The organism is Butyrivibrio sp. FC2001, from assembly GCF_000424125.1.
Lineage (GTDB): Bacteria > Bacillota > Clostridia > Lachnospirales > Lachnospiraceae > Butyrivibrio.
Genome location: NZ_AUJH01000014.1, coordinates 143780 through 165029 on the forward strand (window position 1 = coordinate 143780; position 21250 = coordinate 165029).

13 protein-coding genes are annotated in these 21250 nt (G+C 43.4%); all 13 read left to right on the forward strand.

The window, feature by feature from the left end; all coding sequences use genetic code 11:
- The first annotated feature begins 510 nt into the window (after positions 1–510).
- Positions 511–1686: an acetyl-CoA C-acetyltransferase gene (locus tag G601_RS0108750; RefSeq protein WP_026665108.1), complete on the forward strand. Its 1176-nt coding sequence runs from the start codon at positions 511–513 to the stop codon at positions 1684–1686.
- Between the two features lie 71 nt (positions 1687–1757).
- Positions 1758–2552: an enoyl-CoA hydratase-related protein gene (locus G601_RS0108755; protein ID WP_026491233.1), complete on the forward strand. Its 795-nt coding sequence runs from the start codon at positions 1758–1760 to the stop codon at positions 2550–2552.
- A gap of 183 nt (positions 2553–2735) precedes the next feature.
- The gene (locus G601_RS0108760; RefSeq protein WP_026665109.1) at positions 2736–3611 is read left to right on the forward strand and encodes a 3-hydroxyacyl-CoA dehydrogenase family protein; all 876 of its coding nucleotides are present in this window, start codon (positions 2736–2738) and stop codon (positions 3609–3611) included.
- 108 nt (positions 3612–3719) lie between these two features.
- Positions 3720–4880: an acyl-CoA dehydrogenase gene (locus G601_RS0108765; RefSeq protein ID WP_026665110.1), complete on the forward strand. Its 1161-nt coding sequence runs from the start codon at positions 3720–3722 to the stop codon at positions 4878–4880.
- A 108-nt stretch (positions 4881–4988) separates the two neighbouring features.
- Positions 4989–5780: an electron transfer flavoprotein subunit beta/FixA family protein gene (locus G601_RS0108770; protein WP_022762769.1), complete on the forward strand. Its 792-nt coding sequence runs from the start codon at positions 4989–4991 to the stop codon at positions 5778–5780.
- 43 nt (positions 5781–5823) lie between these two features.
- Complete coding sequence (locus G601_RS0108775; RefSeq protein ID WP_026665111.1) at positions 5824–6870, forward strand: electron transfer flavoprotein subunit alpha/FixB family protein; 1047 nt, start codon at positions 5824–5826, stop codon at positions 6868–6870.
- Between the two features lie 280 nt (positions 6871–7150).
- Entirely contained in the window at positions 7151–11482 is a 4332-nt protein-coding gene (locus G601_RS24920) for a hybrid sensor histidine kinase/response regulator (RefSeq protein WP_051205695.1), read from the forward strand.
- Positions 11483–11511: 29 nt separating this feature from the next.
- Positions 11512–12279 (forward strand): response regulator, encoded by a 768-nt coding sequence (locus G601_RS0108785; RefSeq protein ID WP_026491229.1) that lies wholly within the window; start codon positions 11512–11514, stop codon positions 12277–12279.
- A gap of 16 nt (positions 12280–12295) precedes the next feature.
- A complete protein-coding gene (gene mtnA / locus G601_RS22595) occupies positions 12296–13399 on the forward strand; it encodes an S-methyl-5-thioribose-1-phosphate isomerase (protein WP_035790525.1) in 1104 nt (367 codons plus the stop codon).
- A gap of 100 nt (positions 13400–13499) precedes the next feature.
- The gene (locus G601_RS0108795; protein WP_026491227.1) at positions 13500–16022 is read left to right on the forward strand and encodes a DUF342 domain-containing protein; all 2523 of its coding nucleotides are present in this window, start codon (positions 13500–13502) and stop codon (positions 16020–16022) included.
- Between the two features lie 2 nt (positions 16023–16024).
- A complete protein-coding gene (locus G601_RS22600) occupies positions 16025–17167 on the forward strand; it encodes an HD domain-containing phosphohydrolase (protein WP_035790527.1) in 1143 nt (380 codons plus the stop codon).
- A 133-nt stretch (positions 17168–17300) separates the two neighbouring features.
- Positions 17301–20465 carry a response regulator gene (locus G601_RS24925; protein ID WP_051205696.1) on the forward strand — a complete coding sequence of 1055 codons (3165 nt, stop codon included), beginning with the start codon at positions 17301–17303 and terminating at the stop codon, positions 20463–20465.
- The gene (locus G601_RS0108810; protein ID WP_026491225.1) at positions 20455–21216 is read left to right on the forward strand and encodes a response regulator; all 762 of its coding nucleotides are present in this window, start codon (positions 20455–20457) and stop codon (positions 21214–21216) included. Before G601_RS24925 ends, G601_RS0108810 begins: the two co-directional genes overlap by 11 nt.
- The last annotated feature ends 34 nt before the right edge of the window (positions 21217–21250 follow it).

Genomic DNA, 21250 nt, shown 5'->3' on the forward strand with positions numbered 1-21250 from the left:
CCCCTTTGCAGTTTTATTGTATAGCCAAAGAACAAGCAGTTGGAAAATCAAGGACTTTGCTTATTCTTAATTGTTTAAATTATAACATTTATTTACGTGTATAATCAATTTATTCAACCTTAGTTTAGAAATCTTTAATCTTTGTGAAAGTCGTACAAAAAATATGTTTGCCTTTTGGTGGTGGAAAAATCTATTTTATTGTGGATAAAAGTGGATAATGTGGATAACTTCGTGTATAAGTCGTAAATTAGGCATTCCCATTTTTGAAAATGTGGATAACTCTTAAAATATTTCTAAAATTTATTTGAATTTTTTATATTGACTTTTTAATTTATGTGCAAATATGACAGCTTCACAAAAAAATCACAAAAAATAGATATATTGACTGTGCTTTTCCTTGCATAGAAAATCGCACACATGCTATAATATATTCGTTGTGACAAAAAAATAACAAGCAACAAAAAATAATATAAAATTGCGGACAGTTGTCCCGAAACGGAGGTAGCATCTATGGCACAAAAGGTAGTATTGGCAGGCGCTTGCAGAACAGCAATCGGTAAGATGGGTGGAGCCCTTTCAAACACACCGGCAGCAGAACTTGGTTCAATCGTAATCAAGGAAGCACTTAACAGAGCAGGCGTTAAGCCTGAGCAGGTAGACGAGGTTCTTATGGGTTGCGTTATCCAGGCAGGTCTTGGTCAGAACGTAGCACGTCAGGCTTCAATCAAGGCAGGTCTTCCTGTTGAGGTACCCGCAGTTACTATCAATGTTGTTTGCGGTTCAGGTCTTAACTGCGTGAACATGGCTGCAGAGAAGATTCTTTCAGGCAGCGCAGATATCGTAGTTGCAGGTGGTATGGAGAACATGTCTATGGCTCCTTTCGCACTTGATAAGGCTCGTTTCGGTTATCGTATGAATAATGGTGTATTAAAGGATTGTATGGTAAACGATGCTCTTTGGGATGCATTCAACGATTACCACATGATCAAGACTGCTGATAACGTAGCAGAGCAGTGGAAGCTTACAAGAGAAGAGCTTGATGAGTTTGCACTTAACAGCCAGCAGAAGTGCGAAGCTGCACAGAAGGCAGGCAAGTTCAAGGACGAGATCGTTCCTGTTCCTGTAAAGGTTAAGAAGGAAACAGTTATGTTCGATACAGACGAAGGCCCTCGTGCAGGTTCTACAATGGAAGGTCTTGCAAAGCTTCGTCCTATCAACGCTGATGGCGTAACAACAGCTGGTAACGCTTCAGGTATCAACGACGGTGCAGCAGCTATCGTTGTTATGAGCGAAGAGAAGGCTAAGGAACTTGGTATCACACCTATGGCTACATGGGTATGTGGTGCTCTTGGCGGTGTTGATCCTTCTATCATGGGTGTTGGCCCTGTTGCTGCAACAAAGAAGGTTCTTGATCGCACAGGTCTTAAGATCGAAGATATCGATATCTACGAAGCAAACGAAGCTTTCGCAGCTCAGTCTGTAGCAGTAGGTAAGGATCTTGGATTCGATCTTTCAAAACTTAATGTTAACGGTGGTGCTATTGCACTTGGTCACCCTGTAGGAGCTTCAGGATGCCGTATTCTTGTTACTCTTCTTCACGAGATGCAGAGATCTGACAAGAAGCGTGGTCTTGCTACTCTTTGCATCGGTGGTGGCATGGGTTGTGCAACTATCGTTGAGCGCTAAAACTAAATGCAAAAGGGAAACGGACTTGTCCGTTTCCTTTTTTAAGCAAGATATTAAAGGAGGCAAAGAAAATGGGATTTGTAAATGTTGAAGTTAAGGATAAGATTGCAGTCCTTACAATCAACCGTCCTGAGGCACTCAATGCTCTTAACAGCCAGGTTCTTGATGACCTTAACGCTGCTCTTGACAGCATTGATGTGAACACAGTAAGAGCTCTTGTTCTTACAGGTGCAGGCGAGAAGTCATTTGTAGCAGGTGCTGATATCGGAGAGATGAGCACACTTACAAAGGCAGAAGGTGAAGCATTTGGTAAGAAGGGAAATGATGTATTCAGAAAGCTGGAGACATTCCCGATTCCTACAATCGCAGCAGTTAACGGCTTTGCTCTTGGTGGCGGCTGCGAGATTTCAATGAGCTGTGATATTCGTATCTGCTCAGACAACGCTATGTTTGGTCAGCCCGAGGTTGGTCTTGGAATCACTCCCGGATTCGGCGGCACACAGAGACTTGCTCGTCTCATCGGTGCAGGCATGGCTAAGCAGCTTATCTATACAGCTCGCAATATCAAGGCTGACGAGGCTTACAGAATCGGTCTTGTAAATGCAGTATATACACAGGAAGAACTCCTTCCTGCAGCTGAGAAGATGGCGGGCACAATTGCAGCACAGGCTCCTATCGCAGTTCGTGCTTGCAAGAAGGCTATCAACGACGGACTTCAGCTTGATATCGATAAGGCTATCGAGCTTGAGGAGAAGCTTTTCGGTGATTGCTTCGAGACAGAGGATCAGCGTGAAGGTATGGCTAACTTCCTTCGCAAGAAAGACGATCCGAAGAAGGTTAAGGTTGTTGATTTTAAAAATGCGTGATCAAGGGGTTCAAAGTCGAAAAGTGCTTTGCTTGCAAAATGCACTTTGAGACCTTGAAGACCGGCATTTTTATGAGGAAAAAGCACGATAGTGCGGATTCCGAATGAAAATAGCATGACGAAAGCGAAGCGTAGTCATGCGGTGATCATTGATTATGTAAATTATTCATTAGGAGGAATTAAAATGAAGGTAGCAGTTATTGGCGCAGGTACAATGGGCGCAGGCATCGCTCAGACATTTGCACAGGCAGACACAGTAGATAAGGTTTATCTTTGTGACATTAAGACAGAGTTCGCTGAGGGCGGCTTTGCTAAGATCAAGAAGAGCATCGACAAGATGGTATCAAAGGGAAAGATCGATCAGGCTAAGGCTGATGCTATCATCGGCAAGATCCAGACAGGTCTTAACGACATCTGCACAGATGCTGATCTCGTAGTAGAGGCAGCTCTTGAGGTTATGGATATTAAAAAGAACCTCTTCAAGGAGCTTGAGGAGAACATCGTAAAGAATCCTGATTGCATTTTTGCATCTAACACATCATCTCTTTCAATCACAGAGATCGGTGCAGGACTTCCTAAGCCGGTTATCGGTATGCACTTCTTCAATCCCGCTCCTGTTATGAAGCTGGTTGAGGTTATCCAGGGTGCAAACACACCTGAGGCTGACGTTGAGAAGATCAAGAAGATCTCTGAGAATCTTGGAAAGACTCCCGTACAGGTTAACGAGGCAGCTGGTTTCGTAGTAAACCGTATCCTTGTTCCTATGATCAACGAAGGTATCTTCGTATATTCAGAAGGTGTTTCAGATATCCAGGGCGTAGACACAGCTATGAAGCTTGGCTGCAACCATCCTATGGGACCCCTTGAACTCGGTGACTACATCGGACTTGATATCGTTCTTGCAATCATGGACGTTCTCTACAAGGAGACAGGTGATTCCAAGTATCGTGCTTGCCCTCTTCTTCGTAAGATGGTTCGTGGTAAGAAGCTTGGTGTTAAGACTGGTATCGGTTTCTACGATTACAGCGATGGTGGCAAGGTGCCTACAGATAGAAAATAAAAGTAATCACTTGGCGCCGTCCTTTGGCGCCTAGTGTACTACTTTGTTCGATCGAGCGAAGCGAGAGTCGAACTTCCTTAAACAATTATTTCACAGGAGGATTTTTTCATGGATTTTCAGTTAGATCAGCAACATGAAATGGCGAGATCTCTTTTCAAAGAGTTCGCAGAAAAAGAAGTAAAGCCGCACGCAATTGATGTGGATGAGACAGAGAAGTTCCCTACAGAGACTGTTAAGTTAATGCAGAAGTACGGTTTCATGGGTATTCCGATTCCGAAGGAATATGGCGGACAGGGATGTGATCCCCTTACATACGTTATGTGCGTAGAGGAGCTTGCAAAGGTTTGTGGTACAACAGCAGTTATCGTATCTGCTCACACATCACTTTGCTGCGATCCTATCATGACATACGGTACAGAAGAGCAGAAGCAGAAGTACCTTGTTCCCCTTGCAAAGGGTGAGAAGCTCGGTGCTTTCGGTCTTACAGAGCCCATGGCTGGTACAGACGCTCAGGGCGTTCAGACAAAGGCTGTTCTTTCAGAGGATGGTAAAGAGTGGATCCTTGATGGTTCCAAGTGCTTCATCACAAACGGTAAGGAAGCTGATGTTTACATCATCTTTGCTTACACAGATGTAGTAGAAGATAAGAAGGGCAGAAAGCAGAAGAAGTTCTCAGCATTCATCGTTGAGAAGGATACACCTGGCTTCACCTTCGGTACAAAGGAAAACAAGATGGGTATCCGTGGATCATCCACATACGAGCTCATTTTCCAGGATTGCCATATTCCTGCAGAGAACCTTCTTGGTGTAAGAGGTAAGGGCTTCGCAATCGCTATGCACACACTTGATGGTGGACGTATCGGTATCGCTGCTCAGGCTCTTGGTATCGCTGAGGGTGCTCTTGATCGTACAGTTGAGTACGTTAAGGAGAGAAAGCAGTTCGGTAGAGCAATCGGTGCTTTCCAGAATACACAGTTCCAGCTTGCTAACATGGCTACACAGTGTGAGGCAGCTAGACTTCTTGTATATCAGGCAGCTGATGCAAAGAAGACTAAGGATTACTACGGAATCGAAGCTGCTAAGGCTAAGCTTTTCGCTGCAGAGGTAGCTATGGATGTAACTACAAAGGCTGTACAGCTTCACGGTGGTTACGGCTACATCAGAGAGTACGAAGTAGAGCGTATGATGCGTGATGCTAAGATCACAGAGATCTACGAGGGTACATCTGAAGTTCAGAGAATGGTTATTTCCGGTGCTTTATTGAAGTAAATCACTTGATGAGGTTTTATCGAATCTAGTGAGTTACTTCGTTCGGTCGAGTGCAAAGCACGAGAGCCGAACTTCCTTGTGAATAACAGAATAAAAAGGAGAATAAAAATGAAAGTTGTAGTTTGCATAAAGCAGGTGCCCGATACAAAGGGCGGGGTTAAGTTTAAACCCGATGGAACACTCGACAGAGGAGCAATGCTTGCAATCATGAACCCTGATGACAAGGCAGGTCTTGAGGCAGCTCTTCGTCTTAAAGATGAATACGGCGCAGAAGTTACTGTTGTAACCATGGGTCTTCCCAAGGCTGAGGCAGTTCTTCGTGAGGCTATGGCAATGGGTGCTGACAAGGCAGTTCTTGTTACTGACCGTGTACTTGGTGGTGCTGACACATGGGCAACATCTTCAACAATCGCAGGTGCACTCAGAAACCTTGAGTATGATCTCGTAATCACAGGCCGTCAGGCTATCGATGGTGATACAGCTCAGGTTGGTCCTCAGATCTCTGAGCACCTTGGTCTTCCTGTAATCTCTTACGCTGAAGAGATTAAGGTTGACGAGAAGGCTAAGACTGTTGTTGTTAAGCGTCAGTTCGAGGATCGTTATCACATGGTAGAGGCTAAGATGCCTTGCCTTATCACAGCTCTTGCAGAGCTCGGCGAGCCCAGATACATGACACCCGGCGGAATCTTCGATGCATTCGAGAAGGAAGTAACCGTTTGGGGCAGAGCAGACCTTAAGGATGTTGAGGATTCTAACCTTGGTCTTAAGGGATCACCTACTCAGATCGCTAAGGCTTCTGATAAGGTTAAGAAGGGCGCTGGTGAGAAGATCGTTGCTGATTCAGCTGATGAGGCTGTTGATTATCTGTTCGGCAAGCTCGAAGAGAAGCACGTGATTTAATAAACCTGCGTAAGCAGCAATATAGTATAAAGGAGAACAAAACATGTCTTTAGAAGAATATAAGGGTGTATTTATATTTGCTCAGCAGGTAGACAATGAGCTCTCAGGTATCGCATTGGAGCTTCTGGGCAAAGCAAAAGATCTTGCAAATGATCTTGATGAGAAGAAAGTAACAGCAGTCCTTCTTGGTGACAAGGTAGGCAATCTTGTAGATACTCTTGCAGAGTATGGCGCAGATCGTGTAATCGTTGTTGACGATCCTGAACTTAAGGATTATCGTACAGAGCCTTACACACATGCACTTGCATCTGTTATCGATGAGTTCAAGCCGGAGATCCTTCTTGTTGGTGCTACAGCAATCGGCCGTGACCTTGGTCCTCGCGTATCTTCACGTGTTCACACAGGTCTTACAGCTGACTGTACACAGCTTGATATCGGTGATTTCCCGCTTAACGCAGTTGAGGGTCAGGAGCAGAAGCATAAGCAGCTCCTTATGACACGTCCTGCATTCGGTGGTAACACAATCGCTACTATCGCTTGCCCTGACTTCCGTCCTCAGATGGCAACAGTTCGTCCTGGCGTTATGCAGAAGATCGCTCCTGTAAAGGGCGCTAAGGCTGAGGTTGTTGAGTTCAACCCTGGCTTCAAGGAGAACGCTTGCTATACAAAGATCCTTGAGATCGTTAAGGCAGTTTCAGAGGTTGAGGATATCCAGGAAGCTAAGATCCTTGTATCTGGTGGCCGTGGTGTTGGAAGCCCTGAGAACTTCAAGATCCTTGAGGACCTTGCTAAGGTTCTTCATGGAACAGTATCCTGCTCACGTGCAGTTGTAGATTCAGGCTGGAAGCCGAAGGATCTTCAGGTAGGTCAGACTGGTAAGACAGTTCGTCCTAAGGTTTACTTCGCAATCGGTATCAGCGGAGCTATCCAGCACGTTGCTGGTATGGAAGAGTCAGATCTCATCATCGCTATCAACAAGGATGAGAACGCTCCTATCTTCGACGTAGCTGATTACGGTGTAGTAGGCGACCTTAACAAGATCGTTCCTGCACTTACAAAGAAGCTTGAGGCAGCTCTTGCTGAGAAGTAATCAACTAATATAAAAGCTTATAAGGCACAGTTCAGAGATTTTCTTTGGACTGTGTCTTTTTATGATATAGGAATTTCTCCGAAATTCCTATATCATAAAAAGCGCTCCGCTATGGATGCGCACTCGCGCGATAGGAATATGTTGCCTTCAGCAACCGCGCTCAGCGCGAGAATGTCGCAAGCGACATTTTTTTTTATTTAAATGTTTATATAATATAGAGTCTTTTAATAATTGATATTCCATATATGTAATAGAATAAATATATGGAGGTAATTCCGCTATGTTAACGAAAGCCTCTGAAGTTAAGAGTCGTTATAAGTCGCAGGAAAAGCTGCAGGCGAAGGTTAAACGCCTGATGGTCTTGTTTCTTGCGGCTTTTTTTGCGTTAACTGTGCCGTTTTACGGGCTTCATACTAAGGCTGCAATAAAAGGTTTAGAGCCTGAATACAGGATATTTGACAGGGTCATAAGAGATGATATCGAGGCAGGAAGCTATGAAAAGAAAGATGACGAGACAGTAGACTATCTCGCAGAATATGAGGCAGTTCGCTATGATGCCACCGATGGCCTGGTTTCCAATGAAATAAATGACATAGCCCAGACTCCTGATGGATATATATGGATAGGTACATATTCCGGACTCTATAGATATAACGGAATCCTGTTTGAACCCGGAAATATAGATTCCAGAATTTGTAATGTAATGACCCTTTATGTGGACTCAAAGGGGAGACTCTGGATAGGTACTAACGACACAGGTTTATTCTGCTATGACTCAACAACAAAAGAAGTTAAATATTTTGACTACGAGACTGAAGTAGGGTCTGGTTCCATAAGGGCAATTGGCGAGGACGAAAAGGGAAATATTTACATTGGAACTGTATCCTATATGACTATCATCTATGAGGATTTTACTACAAAAATACTCGAAGAATACGATAGCGTGGTGTCGGTTATATCGCTTACATGTGTTGGTGGGACTACCATGGCAGGATGCACAAATGGTGGAAGTCTGTTCTTTTTAGAGGATGGTAAGCTGACTCTGGAACAGAAGGATTATGATACAGGAATATATTATACACAGGTGGCTGGTGCTGGCGCGGATACTATAGTGGCCGGAACAACAGATAATATACTTGTAAAATGCTTATATAAGGATGGCAGGTTTAAGATACTGCGTAAAGTGGAGACCCCGGGTATTGTTTTTTTCAATAAGCTTATTCAGGAACCTAATAGAAACGGGTGGTTTTTCTGTGCCGAAAATGGGCTTGGATATGTTGATTCAAGGGGTAAATTGACAAAGCTTATGAGAAATGGCTTTGACAGCTCTCTTACCAGCTGCATCATAGATAATCAGGGAAATATCTGGTTTGTATCCAATAGTCAGGGAATTATAGAGTTTTCAAAGAATCCCTTCTTAAATGTATTTGTGAAGGCGGGACTTGATAGTGCAGTTGTAAACTGTATTCTTATTGATCACGGGGAAATGTATATAGGAATGGATTCAGGTCTGGCCATTCTTGATGCAAATACCTATGAGCAGCGTAATTATGATTATATCAGTTACTTTGATGGCATAAGAATCAGACATCTGATGATGGATTCCAAAAATAATATATGGCTTTGTACCTATGGTAAGGATGGTCTTTTGAAGGTAGGACCGGATGGACATGCGATCTCCTTTACTGAGGCTACAGGTGCTCTTGGTGGCAGATTCAGATTTTGTATGGAACTGTCTAATGGTCAGGTTCTTGCCGCAAGTAATAAGGGACTAAATTTTATAGAAGGCGACAAAATAGTTGCTACTATTGGTAAAGCAGAGGGATTGAATGCACCGCAGCTCCTTACAATGGTTGAGGACGCTGATGGTACTGTGATTGTAGGCTCTGATGGAGACGGAATATATCTTGTTAAAGACGGGAAAATTATAGGACACATAGGTTCTAAAGAGGGGCTTCACACTCAGGTTATACTCCGCATCGTTCCTTATAAAGATGGCTATATCTATGTGACCAGTAATTCTATGTACTATGACGACAGAAAGACCATAAAACAGCTGGATCGATTCCCGTATACCAATTGCTATGATGTGCATATTACAGATGACAATATTGCATGGATCAGTTCAAGTGCAGGCTTATATCTGGTCAATGCAGACGATCTGATAGAGAATGAGCAATATAATGTAGCGCTTCTTGATTATTCAAGCGGATTTAATACTTCGCTTACTTCTAATTCATGGAATGCTCTCTACAATCAGGATGAGCTGCTATTGTGCTGTACAGATGGCGTGAGGCAGGTATCACTAAAAAACTATAATTCTTTTGATGATAATTATTTAATCGACGTAAATAAAATAATGGCTGATGATGCAGCTGTTCCGATAAATGAAAAAGGGGTTTATGAAATTCCTGCCGGCACAATGCGTGTGCAGATCAGAATTTCGATACTGAATTATTGTTTAAGTAATCCTCTTATAAAGTACTACCTGGAAGGTGCAAATGATGATGGTATGACAGTGGAGCAGGAGGGGGTTACGCCACTGAACTACACGAACCTGCCCTACGGTGATTACACACTTCATATTCAGGTTTTGGATAAGAACACCCATGCTGTTCTGCGGGATCAGCAATATCGTATATATAAAAATCCACGTTTCTTCGAGCGCAATTTGGTAAGGATGGGACTATCTATCATTGTTGCACTGCTGGTGGCTCAGTTTGTATGGTGGGTTTTGAGGTCCACAGTTATCAGTAAACAGTATGAGCTTATCAGGGAAGCCAAAGAGGAGGCAGATAGGGCTAACAGTGCCAAGTCAAGATTTGTTGCCAACATGTCGCACGAGATCAGAACGCCTATAAATACCATCATAGGTATGGGTGAGATGATTCTGAGAGAGGACAGATCCCTTCCTATCCGCGAGTATTCCAAGGCTGTAGTTGGATATACAACTACCATAAAAAGGGCCTCCGAGACTCTTCTTGCCATTGTAAATGACATTCTTGATATGTCAAAAATTGAATCCGGAAAGATGAATCTTGTGGAGAGAGATTATGATCTGGATGACTTGTTAAAAACCATAGTAGCAATGATCAGGGTAAGAAGTAACGAAAAGGATCTTCTTTTTGAGACGTCGATAGATCCCGAGATCCCACGTTATTTATATGGTGATGACGGAAAGATAAAACAGGTACTTATGAACCTTCTTACTAACGCTGTAAAGTACACCCAGGAAGGCTCATTCAGGCTGATAATGAAGCTTGTTAAAAAGGATAACGATACCTGCGTCATAGACTACAGCGTAATTGATACCGGTATGGGAATAAAGCCTGAGGATATGGAAAAGCTGTTTGCGCCGTTTGAACGTCTTGATGAGAAGAAAAACAGCGGAATTCAGGGAACCGGACTTGGACTTAATATTTCAAGACAGTTTGTAGAGCTTATGGGAAATGAGCTTAAATGCGAGAGTACCTATGGAGAAGGCTCTGAGTTCTATTTCTCACTGGTGCAGAAGATCAGTAAGGATGAACCCATAGGAGTATTTACGGAAGCAGAAACGGGAGATAGTGACAGTGCAGTTTATCTGCCGGCATTTGTAGCTCCTGAGGCGAAGATACTTGTGGTCGATGATAATGAGATGAACCTGCAGGTTCTTAAGGGACTTCTTAAGCCCACAAAGCTATGTATCGATACTGCGACCAGCGGAAAAGAGTGTCTTAAGAGGCTTGCAGAAGAGCAATATGAGCTGGTGCTTTTGGATCACATGATGCCCGAGATGGACGGCTTGGAAACCTTTAAGAGGATCAGGGAAGAGGGATATGAGCTTCCTGTATTTGCACTGACTGCGAATGCTGCTCACAACGGAGAAGCCTTTTATACAGATTTAGGCTTTAACGGATATCTGGAAAAGCCGGTGAATATGAAGGCTCTTGAGGATACACTCAAGAATAATATTCCTCCGGAGCTGTTAAAGGCTCCTGATCCAAATGATTACGTTCCGGAAGAGGCTGCGGATGATGGTAATGGTGCAGAAGAGATGGAATGGCTTTTCTCCGTGGACGATCTGGATGTGCGAACAGGACTTCAGAACTGTGGTGGCAAGAAGGAATTCATGGATGCACTAAATACCTTCTATTTCACAATAGATACAAAGGCAGAGGAGATTGAGAAGGCATTTAATGAGGGTGATTATGAGCTTTATACGATAAAGGTTCATGCCCTAAAAAGCTCTGCAAGAGTAATCGGAGCATCGAGATTATCTGATATTTCTGCTAAAATGGAAGAAGCAGGAAAAAGCGGAAATCTTGATGAAATCAAAAATGATACGCCAACACTTTTAACTCTTTACAGAGGATTTTCGGAAAAGCTCTCACAACTATCAGCTAAGGCTGAAACAGACGACAGACCGTCCTGTGATGAGGATACCATCAGGGAAGCCTACGATGCTCTAAAGGAATTTGCGGCCATGATGGATTATGATTCTTTTGAGATGGTTTTGAATGATATGTCGGCCTATAACTGCGGTAAGGAGCAAAATGAAAAATTCGAAATGCTGCAGAGAATGCTGAAGGAACTTAATTGGGATGGTATAAAGGAACAACTGTCAACATAAATTTCTTATGAGAATATGGGGAATGAAAAATGGCTTTTTTTGATGACGAATTGATGCTTATTGGGATGAAGGAAACCTTTGTTATCCGTGCGCTCGAAAAGAAGCTGGAGGAAGCAAGGATTGGATATTTCTTTGTGCATCCGGATATTGATGAGGTCAATAGGGAGCTGGACAGGGTTTCTATCATGGTCTACTACCTTGATCAGTCCGAGCGCCTGGAGAGTGCATTTTTGCATTATCTGAATGAGCATCTTACGGAGCATGACCGTTACATTATCCTGATCGGTGAAAAGAACGATACCGATGTGGCCAGAAATCAGCTGCCCTTTGGCAGGATTCTGGATGTCTTTGAAAGACCTCTTGATGTAGAGAAATTCATAGGCACGGTTAAGGAGCAGATGATAAATCTCCAGGATCCGCCTAAAATGAGCGTGCTTGTGGTGGATGATGATGCGACCTATGTGGGTCTTGTCAGGGACTGGCTTAAGGAAAAGTACAAGGTTTCCATTGCCATATCAGGACTTCAGGCCATAAGCCTTCTTGCGACCACCCATGTGGACCTCATACTTCTTGACTATGAAATGCCCATTACAAGTGGACCGCAGGTTCTTGAGATGCTTAGAGCTGATCCCACAACGAAGCATATTCCGGTCATTTTCCTTACAGGAAAGAGTGATAAGGAAAGCGTAATGAAGGTCGTAAGCTTGAAACCTGAGGGGTATCTGTTAAAATCAATAAGTCGCGAAAAACTTATAGCAGATATCCAGAAATTTTTCGCAGAAAGAAAAAATGTTTAGGAGGAGCTTTTAGTTAATGAAAAGCATATTGGATTACGAGACCGTCGCACTTATTGACGACGATGATGCGATGGAGATTATAGATCAGACGAAGCTGCCGGGGACTACCGAGATGATAAGGCTTCGTACGGGGGAGGAGATATGGAATGCGATTTACCTTCTGCAGGTTCGCGGAGCACCGGCTATTGGCGTGGCAGCAGGCTTTGGGCTTTACATACTGATGAAGCATTCACAGGCTCCTACCTATGATGAGTTCATGAAGGAGCTTAAGGAAAAGAGCGATTATCTCAATTCCTCAAGACCCACAGCAGTCAATCTGTCATGGGCATTAAAGCGCATGGAAGCACACGTTGTGAAGGTTGCAGAGGAGCTGGGAGATTATGACCGCGATGCTCTTATTACAGCAATGCGCGAGGAATCAGAGCGTATAAAGGCAGAGGATATCGATGTCTGCAGAAGAATTGGTGAAAACGGACTTACTCTTATAAAGGACGGCTATGGACTTTTGACACACTGCAATGCCGGACAGCTTGCGACCTGCAAGTACGGAACAGCGACAGCCCCCATGTATCTTGCTCATGAAAAGGGCTACAAGATAAAGGTGTTCTGCGATGAGACAAGACCGCTCCTTCAGGGTGCAAGACTTACTGCATACGAGCTTCATTCAGCCGGAATTGATACTACAGTCCTGTGCGATAATATGTCCGCTTCTCTTATGAAAAGCGGCGCTATAGACGCAATCTTTGTGGGCTGTGACAGAGTTGCTGCTAACGGAGATGCTGCCAATAAGATCGGAACCAGCGTTGTGGCTACTGTTGCCAAGCGCTATAACATTCCTTTTTATGTATGTGCACCGACTTCCACAATAGATATCAATACCAAGACCGGAGACGATATTAAGATCGAGCAGAGAAAGTCCGAGGAGGTTACCGAGATGTGGTATAAGGAGCGAATGGCTCCTGAGGGGGTGAAGGTTTATAATCCTGCCTTTGATGTGACGGATAACGAACTTATCACCGGAATCGTAACAGAATATGGTGTGCTCAGAGCTCCATACGATGTTAGCATCGGTAAGCTTTTTGATACAATGCAAGCACGCTTAAACAAAACGGATAATTAGTATAAAATCTTCATAAATTCGTTCAATTTCAATTGAGGGTTATTTTTTCAGATGTTAGAATAAATTTGAGATACAATTTTTTCTATGAGGGATGCTGGGGATGGCTGTTATCGCGAACGATGAGGATAAAAGTTTATATCAGCCGGATTTAATTGCAAACGAGCTTCTGTTGATTAGAAAGCAGGGCGGAGATGCTGATAAGTATAAGGAGCAGCATTTCAACATCTATCAGCTTGCGGAAATCAGAAAGGGGCTCTCCACTGGCGTGTCCGTGGATTTGTATGCAAAACCCGATGTCCCCTGGAATGAGATGGAAGAAATCAGGCTTGAGCTCCAGAGCGGAATAGATATGTCCGCTTATCGCGAAGCCGGTTTCGATATAATGCAGCTGGCAGAGATAAGAGAAGGGCTCGCTGAGAATCTTGATGTATCTGAGTATGCGAGACCTGAATACTTTTCAGATCAGATGAGGCAGATCAGGCTGGGGCTAAAATCCGGAGTGCCGGTTATTTTCTACCAGGATCCTAAATACAACTGGCTGCAGATGCAGGAGATCAGGATCGGTCTGGAGCACGGAACAGATATCTCACAGTATGCCAGTGTAGATATGCCCTACATGAAGATGAGAGTTGTCAGGGAAAGTCTTGAGGATGGGCTGGAACTTGACGATAAGCTTATTAGAAGAAAAGATGCGTCTACCCTTGAACAGATTCATATAGCCTTCAAGGAAAAGATAGACATAAAGGAATACATAGATAAAAACTTTGATGCTGAACAGCTCGAGCAGATTCGAATAGCAAAGCAGGCGGGAATAGAGGATATAAACCGTTATTTCCTTTTTGGCATGCGTGGAGAGTGCATGAATGAGGTGCGAAAGGGCTTGGAGCAGAACCTGGATGTCTCGGTTTATGCGGATGAGGCTTACAGCTGGAAGCAGATGCGTGAGCTGAGGCTCGGTCTTGAGCATCAGATAGATGTTACGCCCTATGCCAAGTCGCTTTACCGCGCGGATCAGATGCGCGAGATCAGAAAAGGCATCGAGAATAACGTCGATATAAACCTATATAAAAGTATGGTGCATCCGGCTCAGGAGATGCGCATAATGCGTAAATGGCTTGAGGATGGAAAAACTCTTCCCAGTAACCTCAGTAAGCTGTTTTCAGGACAGCTGGAGGAAGAGCTCCAGAAGCCTGCCGATGAAGAAGTTAAGGCGCTTCAGTTCCTGCAGACGGAAGAGGGACGACTTATAGATATCACTGAAGATCGTATGCAGTGCTATTTCACGCTTCCTCTTGGAGTCAAGGGCACGACCTATACACTTGAAAAGGTCATAAAGCTTTTATATAACGCGAGAGTAAGAAGAGGCGTCAGCAGAAAAGCCATCGAGGAGATGATAGAGAGTAAGAAGTACGGCAAGAAAACCCTTGTGGCGCAGGGTAAGCTCCCTGTTAACGGAGAAGATGCTTATTACGAATTTTTAATAAAACTAAGTGAAGAGATCCTTCCGGATATGGGAAGCGGTGAAAGTGCCGATTTTTCAAAGGTTAAGGTGTTCGATGAGGTTAAGCTCGGTGATAAGCTGGCTGTTTATCATCCCGCTACGGCCGGAGAGGATGGATTCGATGTTACCGGTAAGCTCCTTAAGGCAAAGGCCGGTAAGGGAAAGCCGATTCTGAAGGGACAGGGCTTCATGCTTCTTAGCGATAAGAAGACCTATGTGTCCTCGCTGGCAGGTGTGGGGCGCATCCAGAAGGGTGAGATCAGGATCGACAAGGCAAAGATATATGATTCTCTTATAAACGTTAAGGAAAAGATCGTCTGTGATGGAACCATCTGGGTCAAGGGCGATGTTGACAATGTTTATATAGAAGCAAAGGGCGATGTTGTTGTGGATGGCAGCGTATCCTGTGCGGATATTCACGCAGGCGGCCGGGTGGTTGTCAGAAAGAGCGTCGTCGGTAACGTAAACGACAGATCCTCAATTTCAGCCGGTGGTCTGGTGGCAGCAGCGCACCTTGATACCACCAATGTGAAATGTAAGGGCGACCTTATTTCAAACGATTGCATGAACTGCAATGTTTCGGCTGATGGAAAGGTTCTGATGCTGGGCGAAAAGGGACTGATAAGCGGAGGAGTTGTTACTTCACTTCGCGGCGTGGAGACAGCTGTTCTTGGAAGTAAGAGTGTAAAGGATACCGTTGTAAGAACCGGTATCACCGAGGAGCTTGACTACGAGTACCAGAGTCTTCTTCGTAACGTCAGCAGAATATATCAGGAATTAAAGGTATACGAGCAGCAACGCGGAAAACTGGCCCAGTTTAACGATAATACCAATAAGCAGGCGCTTCAGTTAAAGATTAAAGTCAATGCAGAGTCAGCTATAAAAGAAGCAGAGCTCGAAAAACTGAACATCAGGAAAAAGACCATTGAGGCCGAGATGGAATCGGTTAAGGATGCCAAGGTAATTGTTTCAAGGCTGGTGTTCATAGGAACGAGCGTAAAGATCGGAAACAGGATGCTAAGAGTTCATGAGACTCTGGAGAGTCCAAGAGGAATCACTTTTGCAACAAAAGGCATTGAATTGGCAATGTTTGATGGCGAGAAAATAGTCGCAAGGAGTTAAAGGTGGCTGACAAGAGTATTCTAATAGTAGATGATACCGAAATAAATAGAGGCATTCTAAGCGAGATTTTCAAGACTGACTATGCCATTTTGGAAGCTGAGAACGGCCGCAAGGCTCTGGCGCTAATTGCCCAGAAAAAGGATGAGATTGCGGCCATTCTCCTTGATATTGTTATGCCTGAAATGGACGGTTTCAGACTCCTTGAAGAGCTTTTCAAGCACAGGATCCCGGACAAGATTCCGGTTCTTATGATCACTGCAGACAGTTCAGCCGAGACAGAGAGAAAGTGTTATGAAAACGGCGCCAGTGATGTAATTCACAAGCCCTTTGATTCAGTTATAGTAAAGCATCGTGTAAAGAGAGCCATCGAGCTCAATATGAGCAGACAGGATCTCGAGCAGAAGGTAAGTGATCAGACCAAGGTTCTTAAAAAGCAGTTCCTGGTTCTTAAAAAGCAGGAAGAGCGATTGAGAGAGATGAACAGCAGAATCATCGATACCATCTGCACGATTGTCGAGTTCCGTAATCTTGAATCAGGCTATCATCTGAAGAGAATCAAGGGCTTTGTTCAGATTCTTGCCAATGTAGCTATGAGGAACTATCCGGAATTCGGGCTTACACCTCACAAGATTGAGGTAATCACCAATGCCAGCGCAATGCATGATATCGGAAAAATTACTGTACCTGACGCTATCCTGTTAAAGCCGGGACGTCTTACACCCGATGAATTCGACATCATGAAATCCCACACCACAAGAGGATGTGAGATCGTTAAGATGCTTGCAGACCTTCAGGATAAGGAATATCTGGAAGTCAGCTACGACATTTGCAGACATCATCATGAAAAGTACGATGGCAAAGGCTATCCTGACGGCCTTAAGGGAGAGGAGATATCAATAGCAGCACAGCTTACCTCCCTTGCAGACGTATACGATGCCCTTGTCAGCGACCGTGTATATAAATCGGCATTTGCACCCAGCAAGGCCTACGAAATGATCAAAAACGGTGAAAGTGGAATCTTCTCAACAAAGATGCTGGCTTGCTTCGATATTGCAAGACCTGAGATGGAAGCCATGGTAGCAAGAACCAAAGCAGAAGAGGAAGCCACTGAAAGTAACGGCGGAATTGGCCAATTAAGCCAGTGACGCTAGTTTGTCGTTGTCATTTGATATTGTAAGGGATAAGGTGGGATGACCTTATCCCATTTTTTCTAAAATGTTTTGATAATACCGGATCAGATAATAGTACGACATTGGCAATAAGAAAACGGGTGCTCATATGAAGCAAAAAAACGTGATCATAAGGAATATTGATGAACTTAGAGGTCAGCTTCCCGCTTTGGAAGAGGAGTTTTCTTCATGTGACTATGTAAGCGGATTGATCGAGATATATGTAGGAAACATACCTAAGGATGAACTTTCTGAGATACTGGGACTCCTTAAGAAATCATTCCCCAAACTGGAAATAGTGGGAATGGCATCAATAGTATCTCTTCTTGCTTTGTATAATGATCCCAAGGGAGCTGTGATTTCCTTCACACTTATGCAGCATGGTGGAGTGAAGGTTTTCAGCAGGTTTTTTGAATCTTCTAAAAGTGATTTTGAACTTTTGAATGAAGCCATCGATTATGCACGTTACATAAGAGAAGAAATACGAACTATAGATAATGCAAAAGGAATCGAGATGTTTGTAGCAGGACGCAGTGCGCCCTCTTCTGCATTTTTGAAGGAGTTCTCGATCGGATTAGAGGATATACCTATTTATGGCGCTGCCGCTAGTTCAAACATGCTTGATATGCGTAATGTTGAAAAGGATTTTCTATCTAAGCACGATACCTTTGCGATTGCAGGGGAAAGCTTTGGGAGAGGCCTGGCTTTTGCTGTATTTTGCGGCAAGGATCTGCATGTATACGTTGAATATCTGTTTGGATGGGAACCTGTCGGACGCTATATGGATATAACGACTGAAAATGAAACCGTTAATGGATCCATATGTGTGACATCCCTTGATGGTGATAGCCCTGTGCATATCTATGAAAAATATCTGGGCGTTAAGCATGATAGAGCATTTATTGCAAATATAGGTGAATTCCCGCTGATAATAGAAAGAGACGGACTTCTGATAGGACGTACGCCTTCTTCCTGTAATAAAAAAGGAGAGGTCTATATCGAAGGGGATATTCTTGAAGGAGAAAAGGTAAGATTTTCCTTTGGAGACGCAAAAGAGATATTGGCTAAAACAAAGAATGCGGCTGCAAGAATGAAAACCTTTGGAGCACAGTATATAAATCTGATTATCTGTGGCAACCGTCTTAATTTCCTCAAGGATGATTATCATTTTGAAGTCGATTGTTACACTGAGGCGCTAAATGCCACACCTATGTACTGCCTTGGACTCGGAGAGATCTACAGATATGGAGGAAGAGGCGGTCTGCTTAACAGTGCGCTTATTGCGGTCGGAATGAGAGAGGGAATAAACATTGAAAGGTCATATTCCGTGGCAATTAAGAAACTGGAGCCTAAGTATAAGAATGACATTATTCCGCTGGCCAGCAGACTTTCCCATTTTTTGCGGGCACTTACTGATGAACTGAATGAAACAGTAAAAAAAGCTGAATCTGCCAATGATGCAAAGTCAGCGTTTTTATCCAATATGTCCCATGAGATCAGGACTCCTATAAATGCGGTTTTGGGCATGGATGAAATGATACTGAGAGAGTGTGAAGACCCGCGGATTTTAGAGTATGCGCAGAATATTAAGTCAGCAGGGAGCACGCTCCTTGGACTGATAAACGATATCCTGGATTTTTCCAAGATAGAATCGGGGAAAATGGATATTATTTCAGTAGATTATGATTTTTCATCACTGATAAATGATCTGGTTCATATGGTAAAACCCAAGGCGCAGGAAAAAGGACTGGATCTTATTGTGGATGTGGATAATCAGATTCCAAGTGTTCTCTGCGGTGATGAGATCAGAATAAAGCAGGTTGCTACGAATCTTTTGTCAAATGCAGTTAAATACACAGAGAATGGTTACGTCGATCTGAATATTAAGCATGAAATGATAGGTGATGGCAAGGCGGTTCTTACTTTTACCATAAAGGATAGTGGGATTGGAATAAAGGAGGAAGATCTTGGCAATCTGACTGAAGCTTTTCGCAGAGTTGATGAAGAGAGAAACAGGACAATAGAAGGAACAGGACTGGGGCTGAATATTACGAAAAAGCTTCTTGAGCTTATGGGAAGCGAGCTCAAGGTGAAAAGCGAATACGGAATGGGCTCTGAATTTTCATTTGATATCGTTCAGGGAGTGAAAAAAAGCGAACCTATCGGTGATTACATGGAGACCTACAAAAAGGCTCTGATAGAGCAGATAAAATATCATGAGAGATTTGTAGCTCCTGATGCGAGAGTTTTGGTAGTTGACGATACGCCGATAAATCTCGATGTGTTTGAAGGACTTCTTAAAACAACAAAGGTTATGATTGACCGCGCAGAGAGTGGATTCGAGTGCCTTGAACTGACCAGAGAAAACAGGTATGACATAATCTTCCTTGATCATAGAATGCCGGATATGGACGGTGTAGAGACGCTGCAGAGGCTAAAGGCTGATGAGGATAATAAGAACAGAGAGGTTCCTGTAATCTGCCTTACTGCAAATGCAGTTTCCGGAGCAAGGGAGACTTACATTCAGATCGGCTTTGATGAGTACCTTACAAAGCCTATAATGGCGGAAGAGCTTGAGAACATGATGACTAAGTTCCTGCCATCTGAAAAGGTGAAGATAGAGCGCACGGAAGTAGGTGCGGATGATCAGGCGGAGATTGATTTTGATGCTCTTCCTTCATGGATTAAAAATGCTCCCCTTCCTGTGCTTGAGCAAGGTATTAAAAACTGCGGTTCACAGGAAGCATATGTGACTGCGGCAATGACTTACAGAAACGGACTTGAAGACAATTATAATGCAATAAAGGAAGCATTCGAAAAGGGTGACATTAAAAACTTTACAATTAAAGTTCATTCTCTTAAGAGTTCATCAAGGATTGTTGGAATTAACAATCTGGCTGAGCTTGCAGAGAAGCTGGAAAAAGCCGGAGATGAAAACGACATTGACTTTATAAATAAAGAAACACCAAGACTCCTTGCGGTATTCAAGACCATATGGGAAAGAATCTTGTCTGTACCTGAAAGTGAGGAAGAAGAGGATGACAATCTTACTTTGATGGATGAGAAGGGTATTTCAGATGCGAAAAATACGCTTAGGGAGCTGGTTCAAAGCTTTGACTATGACAGCATAAATTATGTAATGGAAACCATAAATGGGTACAAGGTTCCTGCGGAACATCGAGAGTTCTTTAAACTCATGAAAAAGGCAATTTCCGATGCTGATTGGGACAGGATGAGGAATCTGCTTGAGGAAGGAGGAAACGATGGACAATAAAATTCTTCTATTAAGTAGAGATTCGACATTTATGGTAGATGCAATCTGTAAGAATCTTACCGAAGCAGGACTTCAGATAATAAAGACTTCACCAAAAGTCAATGAGCTTGGCAAGTACAGAAATGAACCGAATGTTTTTCTGTTTTATCTGGGACCATATGTTGACGAAATTACCGATGCTCTTATCTATTTGAGGGATATATGCCTTGAAAATGAAAAGATACTGTGCATGATAGGAGATGCTTCCGAGTATGACATTGTCACGAAAAGTATTCCTGCAGATATGATCGCCGAGAAATTTGAGAGGCCGCTTGATATAAAAACAGTGGCTCAGCGTATGAGGGAGCTTTGCCTTTTAAATGATGAGCTTTCAAGAAGGAAAAGCATTCTTCTGGTGGATGATGATCCTACTTTTTTAAAGCTTGTAAAAACCTGGCTTGATGAGGAATACAAGGTAACAATTGTTAATTCCGGAATGCAGGCAATCACATATCTTGCAAGCAATAATCCCGACCTTATTCTGCTCGATTATGAGATGCCGATTACATCAGGGCCGCTGGTTCTGGAGATGATGCGGACCGAAGCAACGACTCAGAGCACTCCGGTAATGTTCCTTACAGGCAAGGGGGATAAGGAGAGTGTGATGAAGGTCGTAGGGCTTAAGCCCAACGGTTATCTTTTAAAAACGATGCCTAAAGAAGAATTATTGCAGGCTGTGCGGGATTTTTTCGTAGCCAATAAAAAAATATGATGGCGGGAGAGAAGATTAGAAGAAGATGACCGTA

Excerpts from the sequence above, each read along its gene's own strand:
- G601_RS0108755 (WP_026491233.1), top strand. The coding sequence starts at position 1,758 with ATGGGATTTGTAAATGTTGAAGTTAAGGATAAGATTGCAGTCCTTACA.
- G601_RS24925 (WP_051205696.1), top strand. The coding sequence starts at position 17,301 with ATGAAGCAAAAAAACGTGATCATAAGGAATATTGATGAACTTAGAGGT.
- G601_RS0108770 (WP_022762769.1), top strand. The coding sequence starts at position 4,989 with ATGAAAGTTGTAGTTTGCATAAAGCAGGTGCCCGATACAAAGGGCGGG.
- G601_RS0108810 (WP_026491225.1), top strand. The coding sequence starts at position 20,455 with ATGGACAATAAAATTCTTCTATTAAGTAGAGATTCGACATTTATGGTA.
- G601_RS24920 (WP_051205695.1), top strand. The coding sequence starts at position 7,151 with ATGTTAACGAAAGCCTCTGAAGTTAAGAGTCGTTATAAGTCGCAGGAA.
- G601_RS0108760 (WP_026665109.1), top strand. The coding sequence starts at position 2,736 with ATGAAGGTAGCAGTTATTGGCGCAGGTACAATGGGCGCAGGCATCGCT.
- G601_RS0108785 (WP_026491229.1), top strand. The coding sequence starts at position 11,512 with ATGGCTTTTTTTGATGACGAATTGATGCTTATTGGGATGAAGGAAACC.
- G601_RS0108750 (WP_026665108.1), top strand. The coding sequence starts at position 511 with ATGGCACAAAAGGTAGTATTGGCAGGCGCTTGCAGAACAGCAATCGGT.
- G601_RS0108795 (WP_026491227.1), top strand. The coding sequence starts at position 13,500 with ATGGCTGTTATCGCGAACGATGAGGATAAAAGTTTATATCAGCCGGAT.
- mtnA (WP_035790525.1), top strand. The coding sequence starts at position 12,296 with ATGAAAAGCATATTGGATTACGAGACCGTCGCACTTATTGACGACGAT.
- G601_RS0108775 (WP_026665111.1), top strand. The coding sequence starts at position 5,824 with ATGTCTTTAGAAGAATATAAGGGTGTATTTATATTTGCTCAGCAGGTA.
- G601_RS0108765 (WP_026665110.1), top strand. The coding sequence starts at position 3,720 with ATGGATTTTCAGTTAGATCAGCAACATGAAATGGCGAGATCTCTTTTC.